At 41.2% G+C, this 19877-nt stretch carries 18 protein-coding genes; 8 read left to right on the top strand and 10 right to left on the bottom strand.

Features of this window, described 5'->3' with window-relative positions:
* Positions 1-496: 496 nt before the first annotated feature.
* The gene (gene gmhB, locus CTN01_RS19310) at positions 497-1051 is read right to left on the bottom strand and encodes a D-glycero-beta-D-manno-heptose 1,7-bisphosphate 7-phosphatase (RefSeq protein ID WP_045129132.1); all 555 of its coding nucleotides are present in this window, start codon (positions 1049-1051) and stop codon (positions 497-499) included.
* 261 nt (positions 1052-1312) lie between these two features.
* Here gmhB and metN point away from each other — a divergent pair, with 261 nt between their 5' ends.
* The 8 genes from metN (at position 1313) to CTN01_RS19270 (ending at position 8105) form a co-directional block, all read left to right on the top strand.
* Positions 1313-2347 (top strand): methionine ABC transporter ATP-binding protein MetN, encoded by a 1035-nt coding sequence (metN, locus tag CTN01_RS19305; RefSeq protein WP_045129133.1) that lies wholly within the window; start codon positions 1313-1315, stop codon positions 2345-2347.
* A complete protein-coding gene (locus tag CTN01_RS19300) occupies positions 2337-3023 on the top strand; it encodes a methionine ABC transporter permease (RefSeq protein WP_045150403.1) in 687 nt (228 codons plus the stop codon). Before metN ends, CTN01_RS19300 begins: the two co-directional genes overlap by 11 nt.
* A gap of 41 nt (positions 3024-3064) precedes the next feature.
* A complete protein-coding gene (locus CTN01_RS19295) occupies positions 3065-3880 on the top strand; it encodes a MetQ/NlpA family lipoprotein (RefSeq protein ID WP_045129135.1) in 816 nt (271 codons plus the stop codon).
* 102 nt (positions 3881-3982) lie between these two features.
* Complete coding sequence (tsaA, locus tag CTN01_RS19290; protein WP_045129136.1) at positions 3983-4684, top strand: tRNA (N6-threonylcarbamoyladenosine(37)-N6)-methyltransferase TrmO; 702 nt, start codon at positions 3983-3985, stop codon at positions 4682-4684.
* 126 nt (positions 4685-4810) lie between these two features.
* The gene (locus CTN01_RS19285; protein ID WP_045150404.1) at positions 4811-6526 is read left to right on the top strand and encodes a proline--tRNA ligase; all 1716 of its coding nucleotides are present in this window, start codon (positions 4811-4813) and stop codon (positions 6524-6526) included.
* Between the two features lie 193 nt (positions 6527-6719).
* Entirely contained in the window at positions 6720-7577 is an 858-nt protein-coding gene (locus CTN01_RS19280; protein WP_045129138.1) for a GGDEF domain-containing protein, read from the top strand.
* Positions 7578-7710: 133 nt separating this feature from the next.
* Entirely contained in the window at positions 7711-7917 is a 207-nt protein-coding gene (locus CTN01_RS19275; protein WP_045084908.1) for a YaeP family protein, read from the top strand.
* On the top strand, positions 7917-8105 hold the full coding sequence (locus tag CTN01_RS19270) for a DUF4250 domain-containing protein (RefSeq protein WP_006647119.1): 189 nt from the start codon (positions 7917-7919) through the stop codon (positions 8103-8105). Before CTN01_RS19275 ends, CTN01_RS19270 begins: the two co-directional genes overlap by 1 nt.
* A gap of 52 nt (positions 8106-8157) precedes the next feature.
* Here CTN01_RS19270 and CTN01_RS19265 read toward each other — a convergent pair whose 3' ends face one another.
* The 9 genes from CTN01_RS19265 to lpxD form a co-directional block, all read right to left on the bottom strand.
* Positions 8158-9369: an aromatic amino acid transport family protein gene (locus CTN01_RS19265; RefSeq protein ID WP_045084910.1), complete on the bottom strand. Its 1212-nt coding sequence runs from the start codon at positions 9367-9369 to the stop codon at positions 8158-8160.
* Positions 9370-9654: 285 nt separating this feature from the next.
* Positions 9655-10971 (bottom strand): tRNA lysidine(34) synthetase TilS, encoded by a 1317-nt coding sequence (gene tilS / locus CTN01_RS19260; protein WP_080896244.1) that lies wholly within the window; start codon positions 10969-10971, stop codon positions 9655-9657.
* Between the two features lie 104 nt (positions 10972-11075).
* Positions 11076-12035, bottom strand: a complete 960-nt coding sequence (gene accA, locus CTN01_RS19255) for an acetyl-CoA carboxylase carboxyl transferase subunit alpha (RefSeq protein WP_005371685.1) — start codon at positions 12033-12035, stop codon at positions 11076-11078.
* Between the two features lie 70 nt (positions 12036-12105).
* A complete protein-coding gene (gene dnaE, locus CTN01_RS19250) occupies positions 12106-15585 on the bottom strand; it encodes a DNA polymerase III subunit alpha (RefSeq protein WP_045150405.1) in 3480 nt (1159 codons plus the stop codon).
* A 127-nt stretch (positions 15586-15712) separates the two neighbouring features.
* Positions 15713-16324, bottom strand: a complete 612-nt coding sequence (gene rnhB, locus CTN01_RS19245; RefSeq protein ID WP_045131031.1) for a ribonuclease HII — start codon at positions 16322-16324, stop codon at positions 15713-15715.
* Position 16325: 1 nt separating this feature from the next.
* Positions 16326-17468 (bottom strand): lipid-A-disaccharide synthase, encoded by a 1143-nt coding sequence (gene lpxB, locus CTN01_RS19240; protein ID WP_045131032.1) that lies wholly within the window; start codon positions 17466-17468, stop codon positions 16326-16328.
* Positions 17468-18256 carry an acyl-ACP--UDP-N-acetylglucosamine O-acyltransferase gene (gene lpxA, locus CTN01_RS19235; protein ID WP_045129142.1) on the bottom strand — a complete coding sequence of 263 codons (789 nt, stop codon included), beginning with the start codon at positions 18254-18256 and terminating at the stop codon, positions 17468-17470. The genes lpxB and lpxA overlap by 1 nt, the downstream gene beginning before the upstream one ends.
* Positions 18253-18708: a 3-hydroxyacyl-ACP dehydratase FabZ gene (gene fabZ, locus CTN01_RS19230; protein WP_005371673.1), complete on the bottom strand. Its 456-nt coding sequence runs from the start codon at positions 18706-18708 to the stop codon at positions 18253-18255. Before fabZ ends, lpxA begins: the two co-directional genes overlap by 4 nt.
* 93 nt (positions 18709-18801) lie before the next feature.
* Positions 18802-19830: a UDP-3-O-(3-hydroxymyristoyl)glucosamine N-acyltransferase gene (gene lpxD, locus CTN01_RS19225; protein WP_045131033.1), complete on the bottom strand. Its 1029-nt coding sequence runs from the start codon at positions 19828-19830 to the stop codon at positions 18802-18804.
* Positions 19831-19877 lie beyond the last annotated feature (47 nt).

The following is a 19877-nucleotide window of genomic DNA, read 5'->3' as shown; positions in this document are numbered from 1 at the left end:
CAGCGTTCAATCTGAGCCATGATCAAACTCTTCAATTAAAGTTTTGTTGGTCTTTCGACCGGCTCAATGAATACTGTTAAAATACCGCTAACTAGAAGCTAGTTAGGATATTTGAATTGACTGTGCCGATATTTCTATCGTTTTGGTCACTAGTATCATTGATAAATCTTTCGACTTAACGTTTCAACGAGTGCCCACACAGATTGCATGGTCAAATTGTTAAAGAACAATACTGATTTCGTTGCTAGCCAGTGGCTTGCTCCGTGTCAGTGAGGTCGCATTATAGGGAGATTTTTTTAGCTGACAATAGTTTTTTGGGCTTTTTTTATTAGGCCGAGATCGTTTGGGTGAATTTTAATCAAAAAAGCATTTGTTCGATCGTTTTTTACGTAATAACACTACCAATCATTTAAAAACAACAAAGCAGCGTAAGATTCGCTGCTTTGTTTATATTCATTGATTTCTACTATTACTAATCAGCAATGGCATTCTACTTCTATTGTTTAGCCAACCACTCTGGTACATCAGCAATACTATCAAGTACCACATTCGCCATCGACTCACCTTCTTCAGTGATTGGCTTACCTGTACGTACGAGTACCTTTAAAGCAACATCAGCAGCAGTCGCCGCTTTCATATCATCAGCTTTATCACCAATCATTACAGATTGTGACATGTCAATTTTTAAGAAATCGCGAGCTGAAATAAACATACCTGGTTTTGGTTTACGGCAATCACAATCTTGCAAGTAATCACCTTGCCCTTTTGTTGCGTGGTGCGGGCAATAGTAAATACCGTCGAACTCAACACCATTATCTACAAAGTTCCAATCCATCCACTCTGTTAATGAAGTAAATTCATCTTCGCTAAACATACCGCGAGCGATACCTGATTGGTTAGTCACCAATACGAGTAGATAACCCATCTCTTTGAATTTTTTACATGCCTCAAATACACCTTCAATGTATTCGAAATCATCAACGGTATGTACATAGCCGTGATCAACATTAATCACGCCATCACGGTCAATAAAGACTGCTGGTTTGGCCAAAAGAATAGCCCTCTTAAATCATAAATTTTTTAGATTATGGCACGAGTTAATTATGAAAAGTACTCGTTATTGATTAATGCTCACAACATAGCCGTTTGGACGTCTAGCCGTAAAAATAGCTATTGACAGTTTTTATGATAGCACATAGCATCATGATTTCAGGTTGATTACTTATTTAACCCTAATAAAACAAATAACCATAAATTTATACAATAGTTTTTCAAGATCATACAATAGTTTTATCTAGGAGCAGGACGTTCAATGATAGAAATAAAGCAACTCAATAAAGTCTTCTATCAAGGTGATAAGGCTATAAACGCATTAAGCGATATAAACCTTACTATTAAGCAAGGTACTATCTTTGGTGTTATTGGCTCATCCGGTGCAGGGAAAAGTACCCTCATTCGCTGCGTTAATTTGTTAGAACGCCCTTCTAATGGTCAAGTGATTGTCGATGGTATTGATCTTACTACTCTGTCGAACCAAAAGCTCACTTTGGCTCGTCGCAAAATAGGTATGATTTTCCAACATTTTAATCTACTTTCATCTCGCACAGTTTTTGATAATGTTGCTTTGCCTCTTGAGTTAGCCAATACCAATAAAACGGCAATAAAAACAAAAGTGACTGAGTTACTAGCTTTAGTCGGTCTTGAGGACAAACACTTAAGCTACCCAGCAAATTTAAGTGGTGGACAAAAGCAGCGTGTCGCTATCGCTCGTGCGTTAGCCTCTGATCCAAAAGTTTTACTCTGTGATGAAGCCACCAGCGCATTAGATCCTGCCACCACACATTCGATACTTGAGCTACTGCAAGAAATTAATCGAAAGCTAGACCTAACTATTTTGCTTATTACCCATGAAATGGATGTAGTAAAACGTATCTGTAGTGAGGTGGCGATTATTGGTGACGGTAAATTAGTAGAACAAGGATCAGTCGGTGATATTTTCTCACATCCAAAAACCGAATTAGCCAAAGACTTTATTCGCTCAACCTTGGATTTGTCGATACCAGCAGACTACCAAGCTCGCATGACGCAAACTCAAGTTGAAAACTCATACCCTCTTATTCGTTTAGAGTTCACCGGTGCTTCTGTTGATGCACCACTGATCAGCCAAGTAACACGTAAGTTTGGCTTAGATATCAGCATTCTTAGTTCAGATATGGATTATGCGGGAGGAGTAAAATTTGGACTGATGTTGGCAGAGTTTTTCGGTGATCAAAGCTCTGTTGAGAATGCTGTCAATTTTCTACGTCAAAATAAAGTGAATGTTGAGGTGCTTGGCTATGTCGCTTAATGATTTAACCCTATGGTGGCAACAAAATACCCGCCTGATTGATTTACTGATTGAAGCATTAGGACAAACATTAATCATGGTGTTCGTGTCTGGACTGATTGGTTTTGTTATTGGTATTCCTTTGGGTGTCATCCTTCATTTAACGAAAAAAAATGGTTTGTTAGAGAATACTACCGTTAATAATATTCTTGGCATCATCGTTAATATTGGGCGATCAATCCCTTTTATTATTCTACTGGTTGCGATCATTCCATTTACCCGCTTTGTTGTCGGTAGTTCAATTGGTACTGCTGCTGCGATAGTTCCTCTTGCTGTTGGTGCCATCCCTTTTATTGCTCGTTTAGTTGAAGGGGCACTATTAGAGATCCCATCGGGCTTAGTTGAAGCAGCGCAATCTATGGGAGCCACCCCACTCCAAATTATTCAAAAAGTATTATTACCAGAAGCATTACCAGGCATCATCAATGCGGTAACGATCACTCTTGTTACCCTAGTCAGTTATTCCGCGATGGCGGGTACTGTAGGTGGTGGCGGTTTAGGTGATGTGGGTATTCGTTACGGTTACCAACGTTTTGATGGCACAGTCATGGCTATCACCGTAGTTGTTCTAATAATACTGGTACAAATTATTCAATCTGTTGGTGATTACCTCGTTAAACGTTTTGATCATCGATAATCAAACACTTTAAGGAAAACCCCATTTTAAGGAGAAATTGTATGGCGTTTAATCTAAAACATGTTTTTGCTCTTGCAGGTGTTGCTGCAGCACTATCACTAACTGGCTGTAGTGAAAAAGAAGCTGTTGTTGATAACAATAAAGTAAAAATTGGCGTCATGGCAGGAGCCGAAGAGCAAGTGGCAGAAGTTGCCGCGAAGCAGGCTAAGGAAAAATACGGCTTAGATGTCGAGTTGGTCTCATTTACCGATTACGTATCACCGAATGCGGCATTAGAAGAAGGCTCTATTGATGCAAATGCTTTCCAACACAAGCCATATCTTGATCAACAAATTAAGGATCGTGGTTATAAGTTTGCGGTAGCGGGAAATACTTTTGTTTACCCAATCGCAGGTTACTCAAACTCAATTAAATCTGTTGATGAACTAAAAGATGGCGATAAAGTGGCAGTACCAAACGATCCAACCAACCTTGGTCGTTCATTGCTACTACTTCAACAGCAAGGCCTAATTAAACTAAAAGACGGTTCTGGTTTAACTGCAACAGTATTAGATATTGTAGAAAACCCGAAAAACTTAAAGATTGTAGAGCTGGAAGCGGCACAACTCCCTCGCTCTTTAGATGATGTGGCACTTGCTGTTATTAACACAACTTACGCAAGTAGCATTAACTTAACGCCTGAGCGTGACGGTGTGTTTGTAGAAGATAAAGAATCACCGTATGTGAATCTTATCGTTTCTCGTAAAGACAATGTTGATGCTGAGAATGTGAAGAAATTTGTTCAAGCGTACCAATCTGAAGATGTATATAACTCTGCAAAAAATATCTTTAATGGTGGTGTTGTAAAAGGTTGGTAACCCCTACTTTCTACTAACCATGTACTTATCGGGTAGGTCTCAGCACCTACCCTTTTTTATGCTATATTCTCAGCTCTTTTGACTTCTAGTTGGCTTCATTCCATGTCTTATAACATCGAACCTATCGGCATTATCCACTCCCCTTATAAAGAAAAGTTTGCTGTTCCTCGGCAGCCAGGATTGGTGCCGAGTGCGCGTTCTGAAATTGTTTTACAAGGTACTGCAAATTCAATGGAAGCGGTAAGAGGCCTAGAGCAATTTAGTCATTTGTGGTTATTATTTTTATTTGATCAAAATTTAGAAGCCGGATGGCGCCCAACTGTTAGACCGCCTCGATTGGGTGGTAATGAACGTATTGGTGTGTTTGCCAGCCGTGCCACATTCCGCCCAAATGGGATTGGTATGTCTGCGGTCGAATTAAAAGGGGTTCGTCATGAAAACGGCAATGTGATCATTGAACTCGGTGGTGTCGATCTCGTTAATGGAACCCCAATTGTTGATATAAAGCCTTATATCCCTTATTCCGATAGTTTATCCCAAGCACAAGGCGGCTTTGCTTCAAGCCCACCGGATCTAATGCCAGTGTGTTTTAGCGAAATAGCACTCAACCAACTACCATCAAAAAACAAAGCCTATTATCAAGCGGTGATCAGCGAAGTATTATCCCAAGATCCTCGCCCTGCTTATAAGAAAGGTAAACCCGATCTCAAACAATATGCAGTACATTTGTTTGATTTTAATGTTCACTTCTCCGTGACTGAACAACAAATAACCGTTAATCAGATCGAGAAAGTTAATCAATAGCAGATCTTATACAGTTCTCTTTGGCGAATAACGTGTAGGCTGGTAATATATTCGGCTATCGTCAGATCACTGACGGGCAGGATTTATTCCTTCTTTTTTAATTTAATTAATCAACGGATACCATCAATGCGTACCAGTAACTATCTTCTTTCTACTCTGAAGGAGACTCCAAACGACGCAGAAGTTATTAGCCACCAGCTAATGCTACGTGCAGGTATGATCCGTAAGCTGGCTTCAGGTCTATACACCTGGCTACCTACAGGTCTGCGTGTACTGCGTAAGGTCGAAAACATCGTTCGCCAAGAAATCGACAATGCAGGCGCAATCGAAACCTTGATGCCCGTTGTTCAGCCGTTTGAACTATGGGAAGAAACAGGTCGCTCTGAGAAAATGGGCCCTGAACTACTTCGCTTTACTGACCGCCATACTCGTCCGTTTGTGCTTAGCCCAACAGCAGAAGAAGTGATCACAAGCCTAGTACGCAACGAAGTAAGCTCTTACAAGCAACTTCCGTTGAACCTGTACCAAATCCAAACTAAATTCCGTGACGAGCGTCGTCCTCGTTTCGGTGTAATGCGTGCACGTGAATTCTGCATGATGGATGCTTACAGCTTTGACATTGACAAAGAAGGTCTACAAAAGTCTTACGATGCAATGCACGATGCTTACTGTAAAGCATTCGATCGCATGGGCCTTGAGTACCGTCCTGTATGGGCTGACTCTGGCGCGATCGGTGGTAATGGCTCTCAAGAGTTCCACGTATTAGCAGAAAGCGGCGAAGACTTAATTGCATTCTCAACTGAATCTGACTATGCAGCAAACATCGAAAAAGCAGAAGCACTAGCCCCTGCTCACGATCGTGCTGAACCAACAATTGAGCTTTCTGTTATCGATACACCAAATGCGAAAACTATCGATGAGTTAGTTGAGCAACACGGTATTGCTATCGAGAAAACAATCAAGACGCTATTTGTTAAAGCTTCTGATGAGATCGATGCGCCTATCGTAGCGCTATTAGTTCGTGGCGATCACGAATTAAACGAAATAAAAGCAGAAAACCTAGATTGGGTGGCTTCTCCACTGGAAATGGCAACTGAAGAAGAAATTCGTCAGTTCGTTAATGCCGGTCCTGGTTCACTAGGTCCTGTTGGATTAGAGCTACCTGTTATTATTGACCGAACTGTCGCTGTAATGAGTGACTTTGCCGCTGGTGCAAATATCGATGGTAAACACCATGTTGGTATCAACTGGGGTCGCGACGTTGAACTAGGTCGCGTTGAAGATCTACGCAATGTAGTTGAAGGGGATCCTAGCCCATGTGGCCAAGGTACACTGATGCTTAAGCGTGGTATCGAAGTGGGTCACATCTTCCAATTAGGTAATGCTTATTCTGAGAAAATGAACTGTGGCGTGCTAGATGCTAACGGTAAAAACACTATTCTAGAAATGGGTTGTTACGGTATTGGTGTATCACGTGTTGTGGCATCAGCTATCGAACAGAACCATGACGAAAACGGTATTATCTGGCCAGATGCTCTTGCACCATTCCACGTTTCTATTGTTCCTATGAACATGGCGAAATCAGAAGAAGTAAAAGAAGCGGCAGAGAAGCTATATGCCGATCTAACTGCTGCTGGTATTGAAGTACTGTTTGATGATCGTAAAGAACGCCCTGGTGTAATGTTTGCAGATCACGAACTACTAGGTATTCCACATACTATCGTTATTGGTAACCGTAGCCTTGAAAACGGTGAGATGGAATATAAAAACCGTCGCACAGGTATCAAAGAAGCCGTTGCTGTAAATGATGTTGTTGCGTTTCTTAAGCAAAAAATGGCTTAAGTAAAAAGTTAATAACACATTGAAAAAGCTGTCGTTATGGCAGCTTTTTTTCTATTCTTTATTTTAAAAAACATTTTACTCACTCCCATTTTTTTATGTAACAGTAAATATCCGTTACAATCTTGCCGTTATCATTGATCTGCTCAAAATATGCCCTATAGTGACAAATCAAATAGTTATTGATCTTGTCGTAATGGAACACGCTTTATTTAATCGATCTCATTCCTCACCTTCCCCTAAGCTAAAGCAAAAACCTTTAGCTGCGGATCAACGTCTGTTGATCCTGCAAAAGCTTCAAGGGAAACTGGAGATCCAAGCGTTATTTCAACCTCTCTGTAGGGAGCTAGATAAACAAATTGATATCTCTCGTTTAATCTGGACCCTTGATGAAACCACAACATTGATCCGCCAAGGACAATCGACCCCTCATCAAAACAGCTTTGCTTTACGCTTTGGTGATAACTCTTTAGGCTCACTTCATTATTCCACTCTTTATCCATTAGATGACGACGAAATAAGCTTATTACATACCTACCACCGTTTATTTGCTGGCCCTCTATTTAATGCGATTGAATATCAAAAAGTAAAACACATGGCACTGAAAGATAAACTTTCAGGGCTGTGTAATCGAATGTGTTTTGAGCAAGATATTCATCATGCTATTGCAATGAGCGAAAAACGAGATGTGGAGTTGGTACTGTTTATTTGTGACTTAGATAATTTTAAACAAGTGAATGATAACTTTGGTCACCTTGATGGAGACAAAGTTATTAAAGATTTTGCTAATGCATTGAAGTTTGCAACGCGCACCTCAGATCGTTGTTATCGCATCGGAGGTGATGAGTTTATTATCTTGCTACAACCTGCTAGTGCTCGTTCTGAAATAAAAGTAGCGTCACGGATCAACCAATATATTCAACAAAGCCCAATCTTGGGGATCTTAAATATTGGATTTTCCTATGGCACTGCGACCTTCAATCAAGGCGATTCTATGCTGTCTTTGATCGAACGTGCTGATCGTAAGCTTTATCATCACAAGCGTAATAAATAATCATCTCGTTGCGCTAATCACCATAAATCCTACGTTTTTGTTTTATTTAACGCTATGATGATCCACGTTAATAGTGAGTATATTCGAAGCGAACCCTACATTCTCTTCGAATACTTTCTAGAAAGGGTGAATGATGCAAATTTATCAATGCTGTGAGCTTATCCGAGCAACTTACGCGCAAATAGGTAGTGGAGATCAAGGTTATATTCCTGCGGCTATTACCTGTGCAATTAAAACCTTCAATGATATTGCCGAAGATACTAATTTACCGCTTGAAGTCCGTGAGCGTGCAGCCTTTGCTGCTGCGAACTTATTAATCAGTGATCATGAGGACAAATAATGGATTTATCTAAATTTGAAAGCATGGATCCCATCATGTTAATGAGTATTGTAAACATGAAGATCCGTGATGATTTCCAAGATCTCGATGAACTCGTTAAATTCTACGATATTGACCGCCAAAAGCTGATCGATAAACTTGCAAGTGCTGGGTTTGAATACTTACCAGAAGCAAAACAATTTCGCTAAACAAAAAACGGAAGCTTAAAGCTTCCGTTTTTATTTATGGGTTAAACCTATATTAGCCTTTAAAGATCGGCAGTAAATTCGCCATCGCCATAATATGGAATATTGCGGTCACCACACCAAAGCCAATCACAACGTATACCGTCACATTACCGCCAGGTACAACAAACCCATCTTTCTTTTCTTTGCATTGACGAGTCTTTTTAGCCAATAAGGCCGGAATAATACACGCCCAAATCGTTGCAGCAGCGCCTGCTAAACCAATCGCAGATAAGAAGCCCAGTGGTGCAAATAATGAAAGGATCAAGGGTGGTAAGAAGGTAATCGCCCACGTCTTCAAGCGTCCTTGTTTTGAATCTTCAAAGCCAAATAAATCAGCTAAATAATCAAAGACACCCAGACCAACACCGATAAACGAAGAAACAACAGCAGCAATTGAAAAAATACGGATTGCTTGTTTGATACTGTTTGAGTCAATCACGCTATCAAGTGCTTGCGCTAAAGCATCTATCCCGCCACCAGCAGAAACCACAGGACCGAATGCGTCACGAGGTAAGTTACCAAAAATACAAATGACCCACACTAAGTAGAAACCTAACGCGATTAACGTGCCACCTAAAATCGCATTTTTAGCTTGATATTCATCACGGTAATAGTCGCGCATTGTACTGACCGAATGGTGGTAACCAAAAGAAGTTAATGCAACGGGTAATAGTGCTAACGCATAAGGAGAATAGCTAGCATGTAAGTGAGTCGTATCAAGTAAAACAGGAACTTTGATATGTGTCGCTAGTCCTGAAATTCCAATTAAAAAGCTCACCAACATAAAAACAATCAGTAAAATAGAAATACGATCAACCGCACGCGTTGAGTGCAGAACAAAGGTCGAACTGATTGCGACAAATAAAATAGAAGCTAACTTACTGTCGATGCCTAATATATTACTAAAAATCATACCTGATGATGAAATATAGGCATAAAGCAAAATACCACCAACAAAGTATAATGACAGATTATTGATAATATTAATTTTAGTATTAAGTACATCTTTTGTAATGGTATTAAAAGACACTTTAAAATCATAATGCTTAAGCGCTTCTAATAATAACCAGCCTGATAATGTCATCATAACCATGGTTAAAGATATTGCAATAACGCTCCAGAATGTCCATGCACCCGCCCCAGCACTCGGTAAACCTAACATGCCTGCGCCTACACAAACGCTTGCAATAATACACGCTCCGCCAAGTGTCGATGGTTTGCTCATTTCTTTCCCTTTTTAACTATCGTATCAGTAGACTAGTACACTAATACCTTTTGTATTTTATCGCAATAAAAAGTTACTAAGCAGGCTAAAAAAACAACATAATAAAAATTAGCTATATATCCCTCTTCATGAAACATGATTTAAAAGCATAAAAAACACCGTAATAAATAATGTATTACGGTGATCCAACATATAAATATCTCACGGTGCAAAGTAAATAATAATATTACGATGAAAGATAGAGTGTTCGAACTTGCTAGGAAAGTAATGACCTATTTGTCTTTTTTAAGAATTAAGATCAATCGTAATATCATGACCAGAAAACTCAGAGACGACAAAATACCCCACTACAGCAGCAAGTTTATCGCCATAAAAGATAAGAGGCGTACGGCTGCGTAACCAACTTGGTACATTATATTCTTGATATAGTTTTTTTAATTTTCTGCTGCCACATCGCCCAACAGGCTTTATAGCGTCACCTTGATAGTGAAAACGCACAGTTATAATCTCATCTGATTCTGGCTGTCTTAATAAAGGATAAGCACCCTCTTGGTTTAAAACCAGCGACCCTAAATTTTGCGGTAACAGGCAAGGAGAATCTAAATCAATATTGTTTTGCCACTGGCTAATATCATCCCATTGCAACAGTAAATATAACTTCTTTTGATAGCGACGCACTTCAACATTTGCCCAACACAGTTTGGGATTCGCATCTTCTTTTGCCTGTACTACGTTAAACCAAATCTGTTCAAGCTGTGCTAATGATGGCATTAAGACTGATTGTTTTTTTACCCATTGACGAATTAACGCCATACCGACACGTTGGCTCACATCTGAAGCAAGCAGTAAGCTACCATCAGCTTGGATTGCTTGAGCAAGTTGTGTTGCTAATAACTCAGCTAACAATGCTTCTTGCTCACCGCACAACGCGCTACTTCTTGCGACTGATTTATGAATACTTGGCCAACGTTCAACTAGTCGAGGCGTTATTTGATGGCGAATAAAATTGCGATCATAACGCTCATCTTGATTGCTTTCATCTTCAACCCAAGAAAGTTTATGCTCCAATCCGTATTGCTCAATATCAGCACGAGTAATATTGAGTAATGGTCTTAAATGCATCCCTTTAGCAAAAGGGAGTATCATTGGCATAGCAGCTAATCCAGCAGGGCCACTCCCTCGCTTTAATGCCAATAGAAAAGTTTCAATCTGATCGTCACTATGTTGAGCGGTTAATAGCATGTCACCCATGTTGACGTGTTGCGCTAAAATGTTATACCGCGCTTCTCGTGCAGCTTGCTCAAGGCTAATTCGGTTTCCTGTTAGCACTTTTACACGTTCAACATCACAGCTAATGCCTGCACTTTTAGCCCAAACCACACACTTATCAGCCCATATATCAGCATTAGTGCTTAATCCATGATGTACATAAACGGCATGACAGCTATATTCTGGATTTTGTGTAATAAATCGCGCCATTAAATCAAGCAATACACGAGAATCGAGCCCACCACTGAAGGCAAGAACAAACCGTTTACTTGCAGGGAGATGAGTCAATAATTGACGACAAAAAGCAGAATACAACATGATATCTTTCAACATTAAGAGAAAACTATAGTCTATCGCAGCCTATCAAAGCACTAAATGGGAAAAACAAAAAAGGCCAGCTTAATTGCTGACCTTTTACTAAACGTTACACCAACTTTTTAGCAGTAACCATAACTCATTAGACGCTGATAACGACGTTCAAGTAACGTCTCAGTATCTAATTCATCCAGTTCAGCCAATGTTGCCTTAAGTTGTGCTTTTAATGTATTTGCCATTAGTAACACATTACGGTGAGCGCCACCCAGTGGCTCTTCAATGATGTTATCAATCAGCTCCAACTCTTTTAAGCGAGGAGCTGTCATACCCATTGCTTCAGCCGCTTGCGGTGCTTTGTCTGAATCACGCCATAAGATTGATGCACAACCTTCAGGTGAAATAACAGAGTAGGTTGAATATTGCAGCATATTAACGCAATCACCCACACCAATCGCTAATGCGCCACCAGAGCCGCCTTCACCAACCACATTACAGATAACAGGCACTTTCAAGCCAGCCATAACTTTTAGGTTCATCGCGATAGCTTCTGATTGACCACGTTCTTCAGCACCGACACCAGGATATGCACCAGCTGTATCAATGAAGGTGATCACAGGCATATTAAAGCGCTCTGCCATTTTCATTAAACGTAATGCTTTACGGTAACCTTCTGGCTTAGGCATGCCAAAGTTACGCTTCACCTTCTCAGTCGTACCACGGCCTTTTTGATGACCAATCACCATAACAGGACGACCATCAATGCGGGCAATACCACCGACTAACGCTTTATCATCAGCAAACGCGCGATCGCCTGCCAATTCATCAAACTCTTCGAACATGTGCTCGACATAATCAAAAGTATATGGGCGCTGAGGATGGCGTGCGAGTTGCGCAACCTGCCATGCACCAAGATCACCAAAGATTTTCTTGGTAAGCTCTAGGCTTTTCTTTTCTAGTTGCTCAATTTCTTTTTCTAGATCAACCGAATTAGACTCATCACGACGAGATACATCACGTAATGCTTCAATTTTTGCTTCTAGCTCTGCAATCGGTTGTTCAAACTCGAGGAAGTTCAGGCTCATACCACTTAAAATCCTTTTGCTTATGATGATGATAGGGACTTAACTACCCTATCATAAACATTAAGCGCATTTAATTAAACTCAAGCTCGACCTGCTTATCACCTAGGAGTGTTTTTAGATCCGATATTAATTGATCGGCTGGCGTTATTCGCCATTCTGTTCCTAAAGTGAGTTTGGCACGGGCATTCGAGCGCTGATAGTACACATTAACAGGCACAGTACCTGCTCTGTGTGGTTCCAACACTTGGCTGAAACGGGCAAAAAATTGCTCATCAATCTGCTGTTCTGTTACAGATATAGCAAGACCACGGAGATGTTTTTCTCTCGCTTCTGATATATCGAGCACTTCACGTGCAGACATTCTAAGGCCACCATTGAAATCATCAAAGCTGACCTGTCCTGATACCACCACAATTTTATCTTTTTCAAGCAGATCAACATAGCGATCTAAGGCATCAGAGAATAGCATGACTTCCATTCGACCTGAACGATCATCAAGCGTCATTAAACCAATTCTGGTACCACGTTTGGTTGTCATTACACGGGCAGCAATAACAAGCCCAGCAACAGTCGCTACCTTATCACGTCCTGTTTGCTGCGCATCTTTTAAACGCCATGTGGTGTAATGTTTTAATTCAGAGAGATATGCATTTATAGGGTGACCTGTTAGGTATAAACCTAATGTTTCACGCTCCCCTTCCAACCAGACTTTATCTGGTGCTTCAGGGATATTAGCATACTTATTCTCAACTTCTTCTGGTGCCGCCGTTAATACACCAAACATGTCGGCTTGACCAAAGGCTTCGGCTTGGTGGTGCTGACTCGCCGCTTTTATCGCATCATCTAAGGTTGCCAGCATCGCAGCACGATTAGGACCTAAACGATCCATCGCACCCGACTTAATCAGTTTCTCTAAAACGCGTTTATTGACTTTTTTAGTATCAATACGGGCACAGAAATCAAATAAATCTTTAAAGTGACCACCTTTTTCACGGGCACTAATAATATTTTCAATCGGGCCTTCACCGACCCCTTTTACCGCACCGATACCGTAAACAACGGCACCGTCTTCATCAACATTAAAACGATATAAACCTTTATTAACATCCGGCGGCAGCAGCTTTAGCTTCATACGGTGACATTCGTCAACCAAGCTAATGATCTTGTCCGTATTATCCATGTCGGCTGTCATTACCGCTGCCATAAACTCGGCAGGATAATGTGCTTTTAACCATAAGGTTTGGTAAGACACCAATGCATAGGCGGCTGAGTGCGATTTGTTAAATCCATAACCGGCAAATTTCTCTACCAAGTCAAAGATTTTCATTGATAGCTCGCCATCAACGCCATTTTTTATCGAGCCTTCTTCAAATACGGCTCGCTGTTTCGCCATTTCCTCAGGCTTTTTCTTACCCATCGCACGGCGAAGCATATCCGCACCGCCAAGGGTATAACCCGCCAGCACCTGCGCGATCTGCATTACCTGCTCTTGGTACAAGATAATGCCGTATGTCGGATCAAGAATTTCTTTTAATGACTCGTGCTGCCATTTTTCATCAGGATAAGACACCGCTTCTCGGCCGTGCTTACGGTCAATAAAGTTATCTACCATGCCTGATTGGAGCGGACCGGGACGAAATAGTGCCACCAGTGCGATCATATCTTCAAAACAGTCGGGTTGAAGACGTTTGATCAGATCTTTCATACCACGGGATTCGAGCTGGAATACCGCAGTTGATTCCGAGCGTTGTAACATCGCAAAAGATTTAGGATCATCCATTGGAATCGCAGCAATGTTGACAGGCTCTTTACCTTGCTCAATCAAGCGAGGGTTAATTAGCGCCAATGCCCAGTCAATAATGGTTAATGTACGTAGACCTAAAAAGTCAAACTTAACCAAGCCTGCAGTTTCTACATCATTTTTATCAAACTGAGTAACAGGGTTATTACCCTCAGCATCACAATATAAGGGAGCAAAGTCGGTGATGGTTGTTGGCGAGATAACCACACCACCTGCGTGTTTACCTGCGTTACGCGTTACCCCTTCAAGAATGCGACACATATCAATCAAGTCGCGGACTTCTTCATCCGCATCATAGGCTTGACCTAATTGAGGTTCGGCATCAAATGCTTTAGCGAGTGTCATCCCTGGCTCTGCTGGTACTAACTTTGAAATGCGATCAACAAAACCATACGGGTGACCTAGCACACGACCAACATCTCGAATAACTGCTTTCGCAGCCATAGTACCGAACGTAATAATCTGTGATACCGCATCACGACCATACATTTCAGCCACGTGATCGATAACCAAATCACGCTTATCCATACAGAAATCGATATCAAAATCGGGCATGGAAACACGTTCAGGGTTCAAGAATCGCTCGAAAAGTAAGTCAAACTCCAGCGGATCTAGATCGGTGATTTTCAGCGCATAAGCAACCAATGAGCCCGCACCTGAACCACGGCCTGGGCCTACTGGTACATCGTTATCTTTCGACCACTGAATGAATTCCATTACGATCAAGAAGTAACCAGGGAATCCCATTTGGTTAACAACTTTTAATTCGATATCTAAACGCTCATCATATTCAGGACGACGAGCAGCACGCACTTCTGGATCGGGAAATAAAAATTCTAAACGTTCTTCGAGTCCTTCTTTAGATTTAGCAATCAAGAAGTCCTCAATTGTCATATCACCCGTAGGGAAATTAGGTAAGAAATACTCACCTAATCGAACGGTCACGTTACAACGCTTTGCGATTTCAACTGAGTTTTGTAGTGCTTCTGGGATATCAGCAAATAACTCGCACATTTCTTCTTCACTACGAAGATACTGCTGTGCGCTATAAAGTTTCGGGCGGTTGGGATCGACAAGGGTATAGCCGTCATGAATGGCAACGCGAATTTCATGTGCGTCAAACTGATCGGCAGTGAGTAAACGAACATCATTAGTAGCGACAACGGGTAAATCGGCTTTTTCTGCCAGCTCAATCGCAAAGTGAAGGTATGCTTCTTCATCTGCACGCCCTGTGCGTACTAATTCCAAATAGTAACTATCTGGGAAATGGGTTTGATAAAAAGCAACTAAGCCATCAACCATTTTCTGGTTGCCTTTTAATAAAGCTTTACCCACATCACCATTTTTACCACCGGATAGGATAATAAGTCCTTCACGATGATTCACGAGCCACTCTTTATCAATAACAGGCAGGTGCTGTACATGACCACGTTGGTAGGCTTCAGAAATCAATAAAGTAAGATTTTTATAACCTTCATTATTGGCAGCAAGAATGGTGAGTTCAAATAGCTCATCGCCCATTTCAGTAGACTGTACTTTGAAATCAGCACCGATAATTGGCTTGATTCCGGCATCATGAGCAGCAAAGTAAAACTTCACTAAACCACATAGGTTAGTAAAGTCTGTCATTGCGAGTGCAGGCATACCAAGTTCTGATGCCTTTTTAACGATAGGCTTTACTTTCGCCAAACCGTCAATCATCGAATAATCACTATGAACACGAAGGTGGATAAAACGTGGTTCTGCCATGACAACCTAATTTATTACGTAACTTAATTATGAAAATTATACCTGAAACAAGGTATGAGAGGTATTGAGCAAACAAAAAAATGGCATAGCGAATAGCTATGCCATTAGTCTGTAAAAGAAAAATCGTTTAGTCTAAACCCAATACTCGCTTTACAGGTTTAAAGCTCTTACGATGCTGCTCTATTGCACCGTATTGCTCTAATGCTTCAAAGTGTGCTTTGGTTGGATAACCTTTATGTTTAGCAAAACCGTACTGCGGAAACTCTGCATCTAATATTTCCATTTCACGATCACGGGTCACTTTAGCAATAATGGACGCAGCACTGATCTCAGCAACACGTAAATCCCCTTTCACCACAGCCTGTGCAGCCATCGGTAATTCAGGTACTTTGTTACCATCAATAAGTACGTAATCTGGCTGTACACTTAAGCCTGCTACTGCGCGCTGCATCGCAACCATCGTTGCTTGCAAGATATTCAAGTTATCAATTTCGTCCGCTTCACAACGACCTAATGACCAAGACAAAGCTTTTTCTTTGATTTCATCAAACAACAAATTGCGTTTTTTCTCGGTCAATTTTTTAGAATCCGTTAAACCTTCAATGGGATTATTCGGATCTAAAATCACAGCCGCAGTCACCACTGCGCCAACTAATGGCCCACGACCAACTTCATCAACCCCAGCAATACAAGTTGCTTGCGGATAAACAAAAGGTTCAAGCTCTTTTTTCTCAGCCATTTTACGCTCTATCAATCAAGGCAAGGACGGCATTTGCTGCTTGCTCATCGGCATTACAACGAATGTTTTTATGCATCTGCTCAAATTTCAACATCAACTCAGAAGTGTCACCATATAGCATTTTATCCACTTCGTGATAGAGCTTCTCTGGCGTACAATCTTCTTGCAAAAGCTCAGTGACCAGCTCTTCATCTGCGAGAATATTTGGCAATGAAACATACTTAGTTTTAAGCATTTTCTTAGCCAGCCACGCCGTTAATGGTTTCACTTTATAGCCCACCACCATCGGACGCTTCACTAACATACACTCTAATGCAACCGTACCCGATGCGAGCAATACAGCATCTGAAGCAATCATTACATTACGAGCAGTATCATCCACCAGCACGAAATCGAGATCCGGTGCAGTTTGTTGCCACGCTTGCTCAAATTGTGCTCGACGTTTTTGATTAACCAGTGCAACGACAAAACCTAAATCAGGATGTTTAGCCTTAAGTTTTTTACACGTTTCGATAAACGGTGGCGCGAGCATTTCCATTTCGCTACCTCGGCTACCGGGTAATACCGCAAGCCATCGTTTATCAGAATCTAAGCCTAATAATGTTTGCGCAGCACCTTGGTCGGTTTGCAATGGAATAGCGTCTGCCATTGTGTGTCCAACGAACTCGCAAGGCACATTAAACTTATCGTAAAACGCTTTTTCGAACGGCAAGAAAGCAAGCACAAGATTAGTAGCAGCTTCGATTTTGAAAATACGCTTTTGGCGCCATGCCCACACCGATGGACTGACATAATGCACGGTTTTAATGCCGCTTTCTTTTAAATCTTTTTCTAGGCGTAAGTTAAAATCAGGGGCATCTATACCAACAAAAACGTCTGGTGGGTTATCGCTAAAGTATTTAACAAGCTCTGCTTTGACCTTAAATAAGCGAGGTAAGCGACCTAATACTTCAACAATCCCCATCACCGCAAGCTCTTCCATATCAAACAGCGCTTCACAGCCTTCTGCTTGCATACGAGGACCTGCAACACCAATAAATTCAGCATCTGGGTATTTGGCTTTTACGGCTTTTATAAAGCCTGCACCTAAAATATCGCCGGAGATTTCTCCGGCGACAATTCCTATTCGAAGTGGCTTCGTCATTAGCGAATAATACCGCGTGTCGAGTTTTCAAATAGTTTCAGGAATAAGCCAATTGAAGGATAATCTTTACTCATTTCTTCAAGTACAGGTTTTACTTCAGCTAGCGTTTTACCTGAACGGTAAATTTCTTTATATGCACGACGGATAGCATGTAATTCTGGCTTTTCAAAACCACGACGCTTTAAGCCTTCGATATTAATACCGAACGGTTTCGCGTGGTTACCTTGCGCCATTACAAACGGTGGCACATCTTGAACAACAATAGAGCCGCCGCCGATAAAACTATGTGCGCCGACAGTACAGAATTGGTGTACTGGCGATAGTGCAGAAATAATCGCGTAATCTTCAACTGTTACGTGACCTGCTAATGTCGCGTTATTCCCCATGATAATGTTATCGCCCACGACGCAATCATGCGCAATATGTACATTGACACAGAAAAGGTTATCACTACCTACGATAGTCACACCTTTATCTTGTACTGTGCCGCGATGCATTTGAACACTTTCACGGATCACATTGCGATCACCAATCACAAGACGTGTTGCTTCGCCTTGATATTTCTTATCTTGGCACTCTTCACCGATCACGGCGAATGGGAATATACGGTTATCTTTACCGATCACCGTTGGACCTTTAATCACAACGTGTGACATCACTTCAGTGCCTTCACCAATTTCAACATCAGTGGCAATATAAGTGAATGGACCAACTTTGACATTAGCGCCAATCTTTACACCGTCTTCAACCACTGCTGACGGATGAATTTGTGCGGTTTCATGGATCATGAGAATACTCGTCGTGCACATTTAAGTTCAGCTGAACATACAACTTCGCCGTCAACTGTTGCTACGCCATTAAATAGCGCAATACCGCGACGCTCTTTGATAAATTCAACATCCAAAATAAGCTGATCACCAGGACCTACAGGCTTACGAAACTTTGCTTTATCGATACTTGCAAAGTAGTACAGTTCATTTTCAGCAGGTGCACCAAAGGTTTTGAATGCAAGTAGACCTGTTGCTTGTGCCATCGCTTCTAAAATCATTACACCTGGAAACACCGGCATATTAGGGAAATGACCAGTAAATTGAGGCTCATTGACAGAAACATTTTTGATTGCTGTTAACGTTTTGCCTTCATCATAATTTGTAACACGGTCAATCATTAAGAAAGGATAACGATGAGGAAGCAGTTCCTGAATTTCTGTGATGTTTAGCGTCTTATTTTCGCTGGTCAAAACTAAATACCTGTATTAGAAAGAATAAAATAATATTCAATATAAATGCAAAACGGCCTACACAAGGTAGGCACATCAATTAAGAGTAAAAACTTACTTCTCTTTCGCTGCGAGTTCTTTTTCAACAGCTTTTAAACGTTTGTTCATATCATCAATACGATGAACACGCGTTGCAGTTTTACGCCATTCGCGGTTTGTTTGTAATGGAATACCTGAAGAATACATGCCTTTTTCTTCAATACTTCGCATTACCATGCCCATACCTGTGATGGTTACACCATCAGCAATGTTGATATGGCCATTTAATACTGATGCACCACCAATAATACAATATTTACCAATTTTGGTGCTACCAGCGACAATTGTACCACCCGCCATCGCTGTACCATATCCGATCTGCACGTTATGGGCGATTTGCATTTGGTTATCAATGATCACATTGTCTTCGATAATGGTGTCATCGAGTGCACCACGGTCAATAGTAGTACATGAGCCAATTTCAACACGATTACCAATACGCACAGAACCCAGTTGAGGGATTTTTACCCACTCACCTTTATCATTAGCATAACCGAAGCCATCGGCACCAATAACCGTGCTTGATTGCACTAAACAATCGCTACCTAACTCAACATTGTGATAAATAGTGACATTCGCCCATAATTTAGTGTTATCACCAATGACCGCATTTTTACCGATAAAACAACCCGCACCAATTTGCACGTTATTACCTAAAGTAACACCCGCTTCAATCACTACGTTATGGCCAATAGCAACGTTATTACCAAGCGTAGCCGTTGGATCTACAAATGCAGATGCCGCTATCTCGGTTGCTGCTGCTGGCGTTGTATCTAATAGTTGTGCAACTAATGCGTAGCTTAAGTAAGGATCTTTAACAACTAATGCATTACCTTGGAAGAATTCGACATCCGCTTCTCGTAGCATTACAGCATCAGCCTTGCAGTCAGCAAGTTGCTTACGGTATTTGCTATCAGAAAGGAACGTTATTTGACCTTCCACAGCCTTGCTCATCCCAGCAATAGAATGAATTTCCACCGAGCCGTCGCCTTGAAGCTCTGCACCTAATTTTTCAGCTAGTTTAGCAAGTGTGATTGCAGCCATATTTACCTTATACCTATTGTAACAACAGCCACAAAAGTGGCTGCTAG

This window comes from Photobacterium angustum (genome assembly GCF_003026365.1).
In the GTDB taxonomy this organism is placed as follows: Bacteria; Pseudomonadota; Gammaproteobacteria; order Enterobacterales; family Vibrionaceae; genus Photobacterium; species Photobacterium angustum.
The sequence above is the reverse complement of the archived record's forward strand: the minus strand, read 5'-3'. Positions and strand labels throughout refer to the sequence as shown.